This is a genomic window from Enterobacter sp. K510 (assembly GCF_055804875.1).
In genome coordinates this window covers 88869-102628 of the sequence record NZ_JBNRLQ010000003.1, presented here as the reverse complement: position 1 = coordinate 102628, position 13760 = coordinate 88869, and the positions used below count along the sequence as shown (strand labels likewise).

Here is a 13760-nt window from a genome sequence, read left to right as displayed (position 1 = left end):
TAGCAAAGCAGGCAATAAAAAAGGTGAACATAAGTTCACCTTTTTTTATATGACGGATTGATCAGAATGCGTAGTTAAAGTTGGTGCCGAACAGCCAGGCTTTACCTTCTGAATGGAAGGTATACGGGCCTTCATTAACGGTAACTTTCTGACCGTGCATATAAGAGGCACCCACATCAACCGACGCATTATCATTAAAGGCGTAAGTCGTACCGGCGCTCAGCCACAGACGGTCCTGATCCGGGATGGAAATAGAACGTTTGCCAGCCGGAACCGGGCTATCGTCATAGGCGATACCGGTACGGAAGGTCCAGTTATCATCCATGTAATAGGTGGTGCCCAGCGCCAGGCGGTAGGAATCTTTAAAGCCTTCGTCTTTATAGAACAGCGTGCGGTCGCCATCGCCGGTGGCTTTCAGCTCCTGGAACTGACTCCAGCTGGTGTAGGCGATGCTGTAGTGTACAGCCCATTGCGGCGCGACGCGGTTATAACCGGACAGCTCCCACATTTCCGGCAGATGCAAACTCAGCGAGCCTGGAATAGTCTGGCCGCCAGTACCGGCAGGGAAAGCCGTACCCGCGCCTGGTAAGCCATTAACCAGTGGGCTGATGCCGCTTTTATAATCACCGTCAAAGTCGACTTTTACTTCTGAGCGGTAAGTAAAACCGTAACGGTTGTCTTTATCCAGCTCATAAAGGATACCGGCGTTCCAGCCAAAGCCCCACTCATCGCCTTCAAGGCTTGCGATTTTAGAACTGTTTTTCGGCAATGCCGCGGTCTGCTCGCCGGAATAGCGCTCAATTTTCGCGTCAGCGTAAACTGCGTCAAAGCCAAGACCAAAACTCCAGTTGTCATTTAAGCGATAAGCGCCGCTGAGGTTGAGGTTAAGGGTGGTTAAATCGGTTTTACCGCCGTATTCGCCTGCGATGTAGTTATCATTAAACTCTGTTGCCAGACCATAATTCGAGGTGACTGATGCGCCCCAGCCAAATTGTTCATTAATTGGCGCAACAAAGTGCAGGTTAGGCACCCAGGCAGTCGGCGCAATATTATCGGCTTTGGTGCTGCGGCCGGTATAAGGCGAACGGCCGGAAATATTCACGTCCGGATCAATATACACCGCGCCGCCGGAAAAGGCCGGGCGGTCGAATAAAGTAATTAATGCCGGGTTACGGCTGACGTTGCCTGCGTCATCCGCAATAGCGCCTTCACCTGAATAAGCGCGGCCAAGGCCAGAGGAAGAGAATTCGTTTAACTGGAAGCCCGCAGACCAGGCTTGTGTAGAGACAATTGCCACTGCAACTGCGAGTGCAGATTTGGTAAACCGGGTTTTCTGGCTCATGACCATAACCTCATACATTTATTTTTATGCATTAATTGTTACGTACCGTAACAGGAGCGCGAAGTGTAGGGTCTGAGGTACGACTTACAAATCAGACCAGTGGCGGAAGTATAGGTCCGACCAGAGGGAATGTTGCAAGGATGTTTATAAGATTTTTCAAATGTGATCTTCGAAACGCGATCTGCGTGGCAAATTTGTGCACCGTTACGGTTATCAGCAACGGCGAATTTTGTTTTAGATCATTTTAAGCTGTGATAACGGTCACTATCCGGCAATTGTGAGATTAACGACTGGAGCCACTTTTACGGGGCGCGTAAAATAACCACATCGTTTATGGCACCCCGAGTGCAAATACAGAGGAAATCTACAATGAGTAAATGCAGTGCTGATGAAACCCCGGTTTGCTGCTGTATGGATGTGGGCACCATTATGGATAATACCGACTGCACCGCCTCTTACAGCCGCGTATTTACCACACGTGCCGACGCAGAAGCGACGCTTGCCGCATTAACGGAAAAGGCGCGCAGCGTGGAGTCAGACCCGTGCCAGATCACCTCCACCTTTACCGACGTTGAAGAGGGTGTGCGTCTGGATATTGATTTTGTTTTCGCCTGCGAAGCGGAAACCCTGATCTTCCAGCTCGGCCTGCGTTAAATCCCCCTTATCACGCTCCTGATCCTCAGGAGCGTTTTCTCCATCATCTCTGTGTATTAGCTCGCAAAAATCCCCTCAGCCAGTTGGCTAAATGTAAAAAAAAGGTTAAGACTAATATCAGGTCAGACCACTTTGCATGATGTTATTTACAGGGGAGTGTTATGAGTCAGGCATTACCGCTTGTCACCCGTCAGGGCGATCGCATTGCCATTGTCACCGGATTGCGTACCCCTTTTGCCCGCCAGGCCACCGCCTTTCACGGCATCCCGGCCATTAGCCTCGGGAAAATGGTGGTGGGCGAAATGCTCGCCCGCAGCGAAATTCCGCCTGACGTCATCGAACAACTGGTGTTTGGTCAGGTGGTGCAGATGCCCGAAGCGCCAAACATTGCCCGCGAAATTGTGCTTGGCACCGGCATGAACATTCATACCGATGCGTACAGCGTCAGCCGTGCCTGCGCCACCAGCTTTCAGGCGGTGGCGAACGTTGCCGAAAGCCTGATGGCGGGTACCATTCGCGCCGGTATCGCGGGCGGGGCGGATTCCACCTCCGTACTGCCCATCGGCGTCAGCAAAACCCTGGCGCGTACGCTGCTCGATCTCAGCAAAGCCCGCACCGCAGGGCAGAAGCTAAAACTCTTTTCCCGTCTGCGCCCGCGGGATTTACTCCCCGTGCCGCCCGCCGTGGCGGAATACTCCACCGGTTTACGCATGGGCGATACCGCCGAGCAAATGGCAAAAACTTGGGGCATCAGCCGCGAACAACAGGATGCGCTGGCGCATCGCTCCCACCAGCTGGCGGCGCAGGCCTGGGCGGACGGTAAACTGGCGGACGAGGTGATGACCGCCTACGTGCCGCCGTACCGTGATCCTGTGGTGCAGGATAATAATATTCGCCACAACTCCACGCTTGCTGATTACAGCAAACTGCGCCCGGCGTTTGACCGTAAACACGGCAGCGTGACAGCGGCCAACAGTACGCCGCTGACCGATGGCGCGGCGGCGGTGATCCTGATGACCGAATCCCGCGCCAGGGAACTGGGGCTGACGCCGCTCGGATTCCTGCGCAGCTACGCCTTTACCGCCGTCGGTGTGCAGCAGGACATGCTGCTGGGTCCGGCCTGGTCGACGCCGCTGGCGCTGGAGCGCGCAGGCATCACCCTTAACGATCTGACGCTGTTTGATATGCACGAAGCCTTTGCCGCCCAGACGCTGGCAAACCTCAAGCTGATGGCCAGCGACCAGTTCAGCCGCGAGGTGCTGGGTCGCAGTCAGGCCACCGGCGAAGTGGACGACAGCAAATTTAACGTGCTGGGCGGCTCTATCGCCTATGGTCATCCGTTTGCCGCCACCGGCGCGCGCATGATCACCCAGACGCTGCATGAATTACGCCGCCGGGGCGGGGGATTTGGCCTGGTGACGGCCTGCGCCGCAGGCGGACTTGGCGCGGCAATGGTCCTGGAGGCCGAATAATGGACATGACAACTGCATTCTCCCTGACTGTGCGCCCGGATCAGATCGCCGTGGTGACCATTGATGTGCCCGGCGAAAAAATGAATACCCTGAAGGCGGAATTCGGCGTTCAGGTGCGGGCAATTTTGAAACAAATCCGCGAGAACAAAGATCTGCGTGGCGTGGTGTTCATTTCGGCGAAAACAGACAATTTTGTCGCCGGGGCCGACATCCACATGATCGACCGCTGCAAAACCGCTAAAGACGCGGAAGAGCTGGCCCGTCAGGGGCAACAGGTGATGGCGGAAATCCATGCGCTCACCATCCCGGTGATTGCGGCGATCCATGGCGCCTGTCTTGGCGGCGGTCTTGAGCTGGCACTGGCCTGCCACGGGCGCGTCTGTACTGACGATCCCAAAACCCAGCTTGGGCTGCCGGAAGTGCAGCTCGGCCTGTTACCCGGCTCCGGCGGCACCCAGCGCCTGCCGCGCTTAATTGGCGTCAGCACGGCGCTGGAGATGATCCTCACCGGCAAAATGCTCCGTCCGCGCCAGGCGCGCAAAGTGGGGCTGGTGGATGATGTGGTGCCGGTATCCATTTTGCTGGACGCTGCCGTGGAACTGGCGAAAAAAGGCAAACCGACCGGGCGTCGTTTGCCCGTGCGCGAACGCATTATGGCCGGCCCGCTCGGGCGCACCCTGCTGTTTCGAATGGTGGAGAAAAAGACGCAGCAGAAAACCCACGGCAACTATCCGGCCGCGCCGCGCATTCTGGACGTGGTGCAGACGGGGCTGGCCCAGGGGCGCAGCAGCGGTTATGAGGCAGAAGCCCGCGCCTTCGGCGAGCTGGCGATGACCCCGCAGTCCCGTGCGCTGCGGCATATCTTTTTTACCAGTACCGACATCAAAAAAGATCCGGGCAGCGCCGTCGAACCCGCGCCATTACGTGCGGTGGGCATTCTGGGCGGTGGTCTGATGGGCGGCGGCATTGCTTACGTTACCGCCAGCAAAGGCAAACTGCCGGTGCGCATCAAGGATATTAAACCTGCCGGTATCAATCATGCGCTGCAATACAGCTGGCAGCAGCTTGATAAAAAAGTCCGTCGCCGCCATATCCGTCCTCAGGAGCGTGACAGCGACATGGCGCTGATCTCCGGCACCACCGATTACCGTGGTTTTGCCGGGCGCGATATCGTGATTGAAGCGGTATTCGAAGATCTGGCGTTGAAGCAGCAAATGGTGGCGGAAGTGGAGCAGCACTGCTCGCCGCAGACCATTTTTGCTTCTAACACCTCGTCGTTGCCGATTGGCGATATTGCAGCGAAAGCCGCGCGCCCGGAAAATATCATCGGCCTGCATTTCTTCAGCCCGGTGGAAAAAATGCCGCTGGTGGAGGTGATCGCTCACGCGCAAACCTCAGAGCGAACCATCGCTACCACGGTGAAGCTGGCGAAAAAGCAGGGCAAAACGCCGATCGTTGTGGCGGATAAAGCAGGCTTTTACGTTAACCGCATTCTTGCGCCTTACATCAACGAAGCGATGCGCATGCTGACGGAAGGCGAGCAGGTCGAGCATATCGATCGCGCGCTGGTGAAATTTGGCTTCCCGGTCGGCCCAATCCAACTTTTGGATGAGGTGGGAATCGATACCGGCACTAAAATTATCCCTGTGCTGGAGAGCGCGTATGGAGAGCGTTTTTCCGCGCCTGCAAAGGTCATTTCTGCAATTTTGAACGACGATCGCAAAGGCAGAAAAAATGGTCGTGGATTCTATCTTTACGGTGTGAAAGGGCGTACAAGCAAGAAGCAAGTGGACCCGGCGATTTACCCGCTGATTGGCGCATCCGGGAATGCGAAACTGTCGGCGGATCAAATCGCGGAACGCTGTGTGATGATGATGCTCAACGAAGCGGCGCGCTGCCTTGATGAGTCGGTGATCCGCAGCGCCCGTGATGGCGATATTGGCGCTGTATTTGGCATCGGGTTCCCGCCATTTTTGGGCGGACCGTTCCGCTATATGGATACGCGCGGCGCGGGGAATATCGTGGCGACGCTGGAGCGTCTGGCAACGCAGTACGGCCCACGATTTACGCCTTGTGAATACTTGTTACAAATGGCGGCGCAGGGCGAAACGTTCTGGCCTGCGAATAACACTGATCCTGTAAGTTAAGGTCAGTAAAGGGTAAATCTGTCGTTGAATGTGTTGGCGCTGTTCATTTTATAAACAGTGATTGACTATACTTACGCCATTGATGTAAAACACAGCGTTTCATTCAACGAATGGATAAGGCACAATGCCCGGCCATTGTCCGCTCCGGTGTAAACATGTTGTTTCATTCGGGGGGATCAATGCTTCTGGTTAACAAAAGCGGTGCAATATGCAAGTTTTTATCATGCGTCACGGCGACGCTGCTCTGGATGCAGCCAGTGACTCGGTTCGCCCTTTGACTTCTTGTGGCTGTGATGAGTCCCGTCAAATGGCAACCTGGCTGTTAAGCCAAAAAGTGAACATCGAGCGTGTACTGGTCAGTCCGTTTCTGCGTGCCGAACAGACGCTGAGCGAGGTAGGGGAGTGCATGAACCTGCCGGACGATGTGGAGATCGACGTCCTGCCCGAGCTGACGCCCGGTGGCGATGTGCGTATGGTCAGCGCGTATTTGCAGACGCTGGCTAACGAAGGTGTATCTTCGGTGCTGGTGATTTCGCACCTGCCGCTGGTGGGTTACCTGGTGTCAGAACTGTGCCCGACCCTGACGCCGCCAATGTTTTCTACCTCAGCGATCGCCAGCGTTACGCTGGATAACGCAGGGAAAGGGGTGTTTAATTGGCAAATGAGTCCCTGCAATCTGAAAATGGCGAAAGCGATTTAATCCCGCCTGACCCTGTAAAAAGAGCCGCTAATGCGGCTCTTGTTGTTTCTGGCGGCTGGGGTTTTGTCGGGTGGCGCTTCGCTTACCCGACCTACAACTGGTGGCTGGTTTTGTCGGGTGACGCTGTGCTTACCCGACCGACGGGTTACGAATTCGTAGGCCCGGCAAGCCTGCGCCGCCGGGCATCCCGGCACCGGGCACGTGCTCAGGGGAGTTCTGGCGGCTGCCACTCTTCCACTTCGATCAGCACCAGCAGGGCCGCATCGCCGCCGTACTCTTTCGGTGCCTGATGGAAGGCCATCACGTGCGGATGCTGCGCCAGCCATAACGGCGTTTGCTGCTTAAGAATATGTTTACCGTGGCCATGCATCACACAGGCGCAAAACACATGTTCGCGGCGGCAGGCGGCAATCAGCGCGCCCAGCTCCTGCTTCGCCTGCATCTGCGTCAAACCATGCAAATCCAGAAACAGCTCCGGGGAGTAATCACCGCGGCGGATTTTCTTTAATTCGAAATGACTGACGTCCGGGCGCACATACTTTGCCGGGCCGTCGGTATTAAGCAGCGGCTGAAACTCATCAGAAAAATAGTGGCTGGCATCCGCCTGCTCCGATAACAGGCGCTTAACCGGCACCTCGGTCACTTTTTTACGCAGCGGGCGGTGAACAATGGTGTCCTGCTGGATTTTGCGCGTGCCTGTCATGAGCTGCCGGAACAGCGCCTGATCCTCCTCGCTGAGCGATGCTTTCTTTTTCATTTTTCTGTCTCATCTTTTATTTCCGCCAGTTTACCCGACTCGATGCGGCCTGTGTGCAGGCAAAACGCATTTTTCCCCGCCGGGCAGGTGCGAGAATGCTGATTTATCGGCGTCTTCATGGCAAACTAGCCGCCGAATTTACAGCAATGCATGTCCTGGAGGATAGTGTGGATAAAATTTTTGTCGATGAAGCAGTCAGTGAGCTGCATACCATTCAGGACATGTTACGTTGGTCGGTCAGCCGATTCAGCGCGGCCAATATCTGGTATGGACACGGTACCGATAACCCCTGGGATGAAGCCGTCCAGCTGGTGTTACCGACGCTCTACCTGCCGCTGGATATTCCGGAAGATATGCGTAACGCGCGCCTGACCTCCAGCGAACGCCACCGCATCGTTGAGCGCGTGATCCGTCGCGTCAACGAGCGTATCCCGGTTGCCTATCTCACCAATAAAGCCTGGTTCTGCGGCCACGAATTTTTTGTCGATGAACGCGTACTGGTGCCGCGCTCGCCGATTGGCGAACTGATCACCAGCCGTTTCGCGGGCCTGATCAACCAGCAACCACAGCATATTCTCGATATGTGCACCGGCAGCGGCTGTATCGCCATTGCCTGCGCTTATGAATTCCCGGAAGCGGAAGTGGACGCGGTGGACATCTCCCCGGACGCGCTGGCGGTGGCGGAGCACAACATCGAAGAGCACGGCCTGATCCACAACGTCACGCCGATCCGCTCCGATCTGTTCCGCGACCTGCCGAAGGTGCAGTACGATCTGATCGTCACCAATCCGCCATACGTCGATGAAGAAGACATGTCGGATCTGCCAAATGAATATCGCCATGAGCCGGAACTGGGGCTTGCCTCCGGCAGCGATGGCCTGAAGCTGACGCGCCGCATTCTGGCCTGTGCGCCGGACTACCTGACCGATGACGGCATCCTGATTTGTGAAGTGGGTAACAGCATGGTACATCTGATGGAGCAGTATCCGGATGTGCCCTTCACCTGGCTGGAGTTCGACAACGGCGGCGACGGCGTCTTCATGCTGACCAAAGCGCAGCTGGTGGCCGCGCGGGAACACTTCAGCATTTATAAAGACTAAACCGCACAACTAAGCCGCACAACAACACAACAAAATAACGGAGCCGTGATGGCAGGAAACAGTATTGGACAACTCTTTCGCGTAACCACGTTTGGCGAGTCACACGGTCTGGCGTTAGGTTGCATTGTTGACGGCGTGCCGCCGGGCATTCCGCTGACCGAAGCCGATTTACAACAGGATCTGGATCGCCGCCGTCCGGGCACCTCTCGCTACACCACGCAGCGTCGCGAGCCGGACCAGGTGAAAATTCTTTCCGGTGTCTTTGAAGGTGTCACCACCGGCACCAGTATCGGTCTGCTGATCGAAAACACCGATCAGCGCTCGCAGGATTACGGTGCCATTAAAGACACCTTCCGTCCGGGCCATGCCGATTACACCTACGAACAAAAATACGGCCTGCGCGACTATCGTGGCGGCGGACGTTCCTCCGCGCGGGAAACCGCTATGCGCGTGGCCGCAGGCGCTATTGCCAAGAAATACCTGGCGCAAAAATTCGGTATCGTCATTCGGGGCTGTCTGACCCAGATGGGCGACATTCCGCTTGAGATCAAAGACTGGTCGCAGGTGGAACAAAACCCGTTCTTCTGCCCCGATCCCGATAAAATTGAAGCGCTGGACGAACTGATGCGCGGCCTGAAAAAAGAGGGCGATTCCATTGGCGCGAAGATCACCGTGGTGGCCGATGGCGTCCCGGCGGGCCTGGGCGAACCGGTGTTTGATCGTCTGGATGCGGACATCGCTCACGCGCTGATGAGCATCAACGCCGTTAAAGGCGTGGAGATCGGCGAAGGATTCGGTTCTGTTGCGCTGCGCGGCAGCCAGAACCGCGATGAAATCACACAAGAAGGTTTTCAGAGCAACCACGCTGGCGGCATTCTCGGCGGCATCAGCAGCGGGCAGCAGATCGTCGCCCATATCGCGCTCAAACCAACCTCCAGCATTACGGTGCCGGGGCGCACGATTAACCGCGCCGGTGAAGAGATCGAAATGATCACCAAAGGCCGTCACGATCCCTGCGTGGGTATTCGCGGCGTGCCCATTGCCGAAGCGATGCTCGCCATCGTGCTGATGGATCACTTCATGCGCCAGCGGGCGCAGAACGGGGACGTCACAACCATATTGCCACGCTGGTAACTATGAAAAAACGTGTCATTGCGCTGGCGGCGCTGCTCGTCAGCCAGTTCAGCCTTGCCGCCACGCCCTGGCAAAAAATTACCCATCCGGTGGCGGGCAGCCCGCAGTCCATCGGGGCCTTTTCCAATGGCTGCATCGTGGGGGCCAGCGAGCTGCCTTTACAGTCGGATACCTATCAGGTGATGCGCACCGATCAGCGGCGTTACTTTGGTCACCCGGATCTGGTGCTGTTTATTCAGCGTCTGGGGAACCAGGTGCATAATTTGGGGCTGGGAACCATGCTGATCGGCGACATGGGCATGCCCGCCGGGGGCCGTTTCAACGGCGGTCACGCCAGCCATCAGACCGGGCTGGACGTCGATATTTTCCTGCAGTTGCCACAAACCCGCTGGACGGCGGCGCAGCTGCGTAAACCCCAGGCGCTGGATCTGGTGTCATCCGATGGTAAGCGTGTGGTGCCTTCGCTGTGGCAGCCGCAGATTAGCCAGCTGATCAAGCTGGCGGCGGAAGATAATGACGTGACGCGTATTTTCGTCAATCCGGCCATTAAACAGCAGTTATGTCTGGATGCCGGAACGGATCGCGACTGGCTGCAAAAAGTTCGTCCGTGGTTCCAGCACCGCGCCCATATGCATGTGCGCCTGCGCTGCCCGGCGGACAGCCTTGAATGTGAAGATCAACCGCTGCCGCCGCCAGGCGATGGATGCGGCGCGGAATTACAAAGCTGGTTTGAACCCGCAAAACCCCCGATAACGAAGCCTGAGAAGAAGACACCGCCGCCGTTGCCGCCTTCCTGCCAGGCGCTACTGGATGAGCATGCACTTTAATGGACAACTTTATCGATCTCTTTATGGTGTCGCCGTTACTGCTGACGGTACTGTTTTTTGTGGCCTTACTGGCAGGATTTATCGATGCGCTGGCGGGAGGGGGCGGTTTACTAACCGTACCGGCACTGCTGGCGGCAGGTATGACGCCTGCCCAGGCGCTGGCCACCAATAAATTACAGGCCTGCGGCGGTTCGCTGTCTGCTTCGATCTATTTTGTGCGCCTGAAAGTCGTCAATCTGGCGGATCAGAAACTGAATATTCTGATGACTTTTATCGGCTCCACGTCAGGCGCGCTGCTGGTGCAGTATGTGAAATCTGACGTGCTGCGGCAGGTTTTGCCGATCTTAATTATCTGCATCGGGCTGTATTTTCTGCTGATGCCGAAGCTTGGCGAAGAGGATCGTCAACGGCGGCTGTATGGCCTGCCGTTTGCACTGGTCGCCGGTGGCTGCGTGGGCTTTTACGATGGCTTTTTCGGACCCGGCGCGGGATCTTTTTACGCGCTGGCGTTCGTCACGCTGTGCGGCTTCAACCTCGCCAAATCCACCGCCCACGCCAAAGTGCTGAACGCCACCTCCAATCTCGGCGGCCTGTTACTCTTTATTATTGGCGGCAAAGTGGTATGGGCCACCGGCTTCGTGATGCTTGCCGGACAGTTTCTTGGCGCGCGTATGGGATCACGGCTGGTGCTGAGCAAAGGACAAAAACTCATTCGCCCGATGATTGTGATTGTCTCAGCGGTAATGAGTATAAAACTGCTTTTTGACAGCCATGGACAGGAGATCCTTCACTGGCTGGGGATGAACTGATGAACACGACGCACACTTACGAGCAATTAATAGAAATTTTTGATGGCTGCTTTGCCGGTGATTTTAATACCCGTCTGATTAAAGGCGACGACGAACCGATCTATCTTCCTGCTGATGCCGACGTGCCCTATAACCGCATCGTCTTTGCGCACGGCTTTTATGCCAGCGGCTTACATGAGATTTCCCACTGGTGCATCGCCGGGAAAGCGCGTCGCGAGCAGGTGGATTTTGGCTACTGGTATTGCCCGGACGGGCGCGATGCCACGACGCAGGGGCAGTTTGAAGACGTGGAAGTGAAGCCGCAGGCGCTGGAGTGGTTATTCTGCGTGGCGGCGGGCTTCCCGTTCAATATCAGCTGTGACAATCTGGACGGCGATTTCGAACCCGATCGCATTGCCTTCCAGCGCCGGGTACATGCTCAGCTGATGACGTATCTGGAAGAGGGGATCCCTCCGCGTCCGGCGCGCTTTATCCAGGCATTACAGGATTATTATCATACGCCGCCGCTAACGGCAGCACAGTTTCCGTGGCCGGAAGATCTTAACTGAAGCCACGATTTAAAGAGGAAAGAAGATGATCGCGGAGTTTGAAGCACGCATTCTGGCGTTAATTGATGACATGGTAGATACGGCCGGAGACGATGAGCTGTTTGCCAGCGGTTATCTGCGTGGCCACCTGACGCTGGCCGTTGCTGAACTGGAGCATGGCGATGACCACTCCCCGGAAGCGGTTCACGCTAACGTCAGCGCCAGCCTGTCAAAAGCGATTCAGGCCGGTGAGCTTTCCCCGCGCGATCAGGCGCTGGTGCTGGGCATGTGGGACACGCTGTTTACCCAGGCGAAAGGCTAACGGGTTGCCCCTCTCACGGGTGAGAGGGGAATAACCTATGCCAGGCGCGGATAGCCATCGGCAATCGCATCGCCGGTAAACTGCGCCACCCAGCCTTCGGGATTATCAAAAATACGAATAGCGGTAAAATTCGGCTCGGAACCCATATCAAACCAGTGCGGCGTACCGGCAGGCACTGAAATCAGATCGTTTTTCTCGCACAGTACCTGATACACCTCATTGCCGATATGCAGGCAGAACAGCCCTGCACCCTCCACAAAAAAGCGCACTTCATCTTCGCCGTGCGTATGCTCATTCAGGAATTTTGCGCGTAACGCGTCTTTCTGCGGGTTATCCGCGCGCAGGCTGATCACATCCCAGCTCTGATAGCCTTTTTCGGCAACCAGCCTGTCGATAGCAGACTGATAGGCATGGATCACCGTGTCGGCTGACGGGTTTTCCCCTAAATCGCGGTCCGCCTGCCAGCGCTCAAAGCGCACGCCTTTGGCGTTAAGCTGCTGCTGGATCTCTGTGGCATCGGTGCTGTGCCAGGTGTGCTGGCTGGCGTCGGTATCTGAAAAAATCGTCAGGGCGCTCATGAGGGGATCTGCTCCGGATTGATGACATCAAAACGATGAACCTGGTGATGATGGCTGGCGGCATCGTCATCACCACGAATAAGCTGCACGGTACGCAGCCCGGCTTCGGCCGCCGCATCCAGCTCCTGATGAACATCCGACAGGAACAAAATCTGCGACGGAGCCAGGCCCAGCTGTTCAGCGATGCTGGTATAGGAACTCACCTCGCGTTTCGCGCCGATGTGCGTATCAAAATAGCCGCTGAACAGATGAGTAATATCACCTTCGTCGCTGTAGCCAAATAACAGTTTCTGCGCCGCGACGGAGCCGGAGGAATAAACATAGAGATCAATACCCTGCGCCTTCCATTTTTCCAGCGACGGCAGCACGTCCGGGTAGAGATGGCCGGTAAAGTCGCCGTGCACATAGCCTTCGCGCCAGATAATGCCCTGTAAGGCTTTCAACGCCGTGGATTTGCGATCTTCATCCATAAAGCGGAATAACGTGTCGATAAGTTGCGCGGTGGTGGCGTCCGGCTGGCCGATTTCGTCGCGCAGATTATCGAGAATCGAGGAGACCGGTTCGCCATACTGCTGCGCCGTAATGAAGGCGGCGAGCCGTTCACGGGCATAGGGGAACAGGACATCATGCACAAAGCGAATATCGCTGGTGGTGCCTTCAATATCGGTAACTATCGCGCGGATCATTCTCTCTCCAGCAGGCGGCGCTGCATTTCACATTCGAATAAGAACTCAAGACCTTCCAGATGACGGCGGGCTTCCGCCACACTGCGTCCCCAGCAGGTTAAACCATGGCCGCGCAGGAGGAAACCATATTGCAGCGGATGATCCTGTGCGAAGGCTTCAATGCGGCGGGCGAGGGCGTCAATATCCTGGTTGTTATCGAAAATAGCCACGGGCACGTAGTCCAGATGGCTGCGCTGCCCGCTGAGGGATTTTTGCATTTCGTAGCCATGCAGCATCAGTTGCGTACTTTTCTCCACCCGCGACAGCACGGTGGCATTGACCGTGTGCACATGCAGTACCGCATTAGCCTCGGGAAACAGGCGGTAGATCAGCGTGTGCAGGCCAGTTTCCGCCGACGGCGTACGGCCGGAGGGCACGCGGTGGGTGGCAATCTCCACGCGCAGAAAATCGTCGGGCGTCAGGCTGCCTTTGTCCTTGCCGGATTCGCTGAGCCAGCACCAGTCCGTGTCTTCGCGCACCGACATATTGCCGCCAGTGGCGGGAGCCCAGCCTTTCGCGCCTATCCAGTGACAGGCGTCGACAAGGGCGGAGAGTTGCAGATTGTCTGTCATTCAGTGTCTTCCTTTATAGCCGTGAGGCAGGAATATCGTTATGGTTTAGACGTCTAAGCGTCTTGATTGCCAAATACTAACATCGTGTTATAGT

General features: G+C 56.3%; 15 protein-coding genes. 10 read left to right on the top strand and 5 right to left on the bottom strand.

Annotated features, from left to right (window positions below; all coding sequences use genetic code 11):
* Positions 1–61: 61 nt before the first annotated feature.
* Positions 62–1342: a long-chain fatty acid transporter FadL gene (gene fadL, locus ACQUTD_RS05790; protein ID WP_473274301.1), complete on the bottom strand. Its 1281-nt coding sequence runs from the start codon at positions 1340–1342 to the stop codon at positions 62–64.
* Positions 1343–1711: 369 nt separating this feature from the next.
* Between fadL and ACQUTD_RS05785 the strand changes: the two genes are divergently transcribed.
* The 4 genes from ACQUTD_RS05785 to sixA all read left to right on the top strand — a co-directional run bounded on the left by ACQUTD_RS05785 (position 1712) and on the right by sixA (position 6315).
* Positions 1712–1996 (top strand): YfcZ/YiiS family protein, encoded by a 285-nt coding sequence (locus ACQUTD_RS05785; protein ID WP_072567703.1) that lies wholly within the window; start codon positions 1712–1714, stop codon positions 1994–1996.
* Positions 1997–2157: 161 nt separating this feature from the next.
* Positions 2158–3468 (top strand): acetyl-CoA C-acyltransferase FadI, encoded by a 1311-nt coding sequence (gene fadI / locus ACQUTD_RS05780; RefSeq protein WP_072567704.1) that lies wholly within the window; start codon positions 2158–2160, stop codon positions 3466–3468.
* On the top strand, positions 3468–5615 hold the full coding sequence (gene fadJ, locus ACQUTD_RS05775; RefSeq protein ID WP_473274302.1) for a fatty acid oxidation complex subunit alpha FadJ: 2148 nt from the start codon (positions 3468–3470) through the stop codon (positions 5613–5615). The genes fadI and fadJ overlap by 1 nt, the downstream gene beginning before the upstream one ends.
* Before the next feature lie 208 nt (positions 5616–5823).
* Positions 5824–6315 (top strand): phosphohistidine phosphatase SixA, encoded by a 492-nt coding sequence (gene sixA, locus ACQUTD_RS05770; RefSeq protein WP_072567706.1) that lies wholly within the window; start codon positions 5824–5826, stop codon positions 6313–6315.
* A gap of 205 nt (positions 6316–6520) precedes the next feature.
* Here sixA and smrB read toward each other — a convergent pair whose 3' ends face one another.
* Positions 6521–7072, bottom strand: a complete 552-nt coding sequence (gene smrB, locus ACQUTD_RS05765) for an endonuclease SmrB (protein WP_072567707.1) — start codon at positions 7070–7072, stop codon at positions 6521–6523.
* 167 nt (positions 7073–7239) lie between these two features.
* Between smrB and prmB the strand changes: the two genes are divergently transcribed.
* From prmB to ACQUTD_RS05735, 6 genes are read left to right on the top strand one after another with little or no spacing between them, the layout of a single operon-like run.
* Positions 7240–8172 (top strand): 50S ribosomal protein L3 N(5)-glutamine methyltransferase, encoded by a 933-nt coding sequence (gene prmB, locus ACQUTD_RS05760; protein ID WP_318364728.1) that lies wholly within the window; start codon positions 7240–7242, stop codon positions 8170–8172.
* 48 nt (positions 8173–8220) lie between these two features.
* Complete coding sequence (aroC, locus tag ACQUTD_RS05755; protein WP_473274303.1) at positions 8221–9306, top strand: chorismate synthase; 1086 nt, start codon at positions 8221–8223, stop codon at positions 9304–9306.
* Positions 9307–9308: 2 nt separating this feature from the next.
* Positions 9309–10133, top strand: coding sequence for a penicillin-insensitive murein endopeptidase (gene mepA / locus ACQUTD_RS05750; RefSeq protein ID WP_072567709.1), 825 nt, complete (start codon positions 9309–9311; stop codon positions 10131–10133).
* A complete protein-coding gene (locus tag ACQUTD_RS05745) occupies positions 10133–10942 on the top strand; it encodes a TSUP family transporter (protein WP_473274304.1) in 810 nt (269 codons plus the stop codon). The genes mepA and ACQUTD_RS05745 overlap by 1 nt, the downstream gene beginning before the upstream one ends.
* Entirely contained in the window at positions 10942–11490 is a 549-nt protein-coding gene (locus ACQUTD_RS05740) for an elongation factor P hydroxylase (RefSeq protein WP_072567711.1), read from the top strand. The genes ACQUTD_RS05745 and ACQUTD_RS05740 overlap by 1 nt, the downstream gene beginning before the upstream one ends.
* 25 nt (positions 11491–11515) lie before the next feature.
* Positions 11516–11791 carry a YfcL family protein gene (locus ACQUTD_RS05735; RefSeq protein ID WP_072567712.1) on the top strand — a complete coding sequence of 92 codons (276 nt, stop codon included), beginning with the start codon at positions 11516–11518 and terminating at the stop codon, positions 11789–11791.
* A gap of 35 nt (positions 11792–11826) precedes the next feature.
* Here the strand turns inward: ACQUTD_RS05735 and ACQUTD_RS05730 are convergent, their stop codons facing one another.
* From ACQUTD_RS05730 to ACQUTD_RS05720, 3 genes are read right to left on the bottom strand one after another with little or no spacing between them, the layout of a single operon-like run.
* Entirely contained in the window at positions 11827–12369 is a 543-nt protein-coding gene (locus ACQUTD_RS05730) for a 1,2-dihydroxy-3-keto-5-methylthiopentene dioxygenase (RefSeq protein ID WP_072567713.1), read from the bottom strand.
* Positions 12366–13055 carry an acireductone synthase gene (gene mtnC / locus ACQUTD_RS05725; RefSeq protein WP_473274305.1) on the bottom strand — a complete coding sequence of 230 codons (690 nt, stop codon included), beginning with the start codon at positions 13053–13055 and terminating at the stop codon, positions 12366–12368. The genes ACQUTD_RS05730 and mtnC overlap by 4 nt, the downstream gene beginning before the upstream one ends.
* The gene (locus tag ACQUTD_RS05720) at positions 13052–13666 is read right to left on the bottom strand and encodes a methylthioribulose 1-phosphate dehydratase (RefSeq protein WP_473274306.1); all 615 of its coding nucleotides are present in this window, start codon (positions 13664–13666) and stop codon (positions 13052–13054) included. Before ACQUTD_RS05720 ends, mtnC begins: the two co-directional genes overlap by 4 nt.
* Positions 13667–13760 lie beyond the last annotated feature (94 nt).

Excerpts from the sequence above, each read along its gene's own strand:
- ACQUTD_RS05745 (WP_473274304.1), top strand. The coding sequence starts at position 10,133 with ATGGACAACTTTATCGATCTCTTTATGGTGTCGCCGTTACTGCTGACG.
- ACQUTD_RS05735 (WP_072567712.1), top strand. The coding sequence starts at position 11,516 with ATGATCGCGGAGTTTGAAGCACGCATTCTGGCGTTAATTGATGACATG.
- ACQUTD_RS05730 (WP_072567713.1), bottom strand. The coding sequence starts at position 12,369 with ATGAGCGCCCTGACGATTTTTTCAGATACCGACGCCAGCCAGCACACC.
- aroC (WP_473274303.1), top strand. The coding sequence starts at position 8,221 with ATGGCAGGAAACAGTATTGGACAACTCTTTCGCGTAACCACGTTTGGC.
- ACQUTD_RS05720 (WP_473274306.1), bottom strand. The coding sequence starts at position 13,666 with ATGACAGACAATCTGCAACTCTCCGCCCTTGTCGACGCCTGTCACTGG.
- mtnC (WP_473274305.1), bottom strand. The coding sequence starts at position 13,055 with ATGATCCGCGCGATAGTTACCGATATTGAAGGCACCACCAGCGATATT.
- ACQUTD_RS05785 (WP_072567703.1), top strand. The coding sequence starts at position 1,712 with ATGAGTAAATGCAGTGCTGATGAAACCCCGGTTTGCTGCTGTATGGAT.
- fadI (WP_072567704.1), top strand. The coding sequence starts at position 2,158 with ATGAGTCAGGCATTACCGCTTGTCACCCGTCAGGGCGATCGCATTGCC.
- mepA (WP_072567709.1), top strand. The coding sequence starts at position 9,309 with ATGAAAAAACGTGTCATTGCGCTGGCGGCGCTGCTCGTCAGCCAGTTC.
- sixA (WP_072567706.1), top strand. The coding sequence starts at position 5,824 with ATGCAAGTTTTTATCATGCGTCACGGCGACGCTGCTCTGGATGCAGCC.
- fadL (WP_473274301.1), bottom strand. The coding sequence starts at position 1,342 with ATGAGCCAGAAAACCCGGTTTACCAAATCTGCACTCGCAGTTGCAGTG.
- smrB (WP_072567707.1), bottom strand. The coding sequence starts at position 7,072 with ATGAAAAAGAAAGCATCGCTCAGCGAGGAGGATCAGGCGCTGTTCCGG.
- ACQUTD_RS05740 (WP_072567711.1), top strand. The coding sequence starts at position 10,942 with ATGAACACGACGCACACTTACGAGCAATTAATAGAAATTTTTGATGGC.
- fadJ (WP_473274302.1), top strand. The coding sequence starts at position 3,468 with ATGGACATGACAACTGCATTCTCCCTGACTGTGCGCCCGGATCAGATC.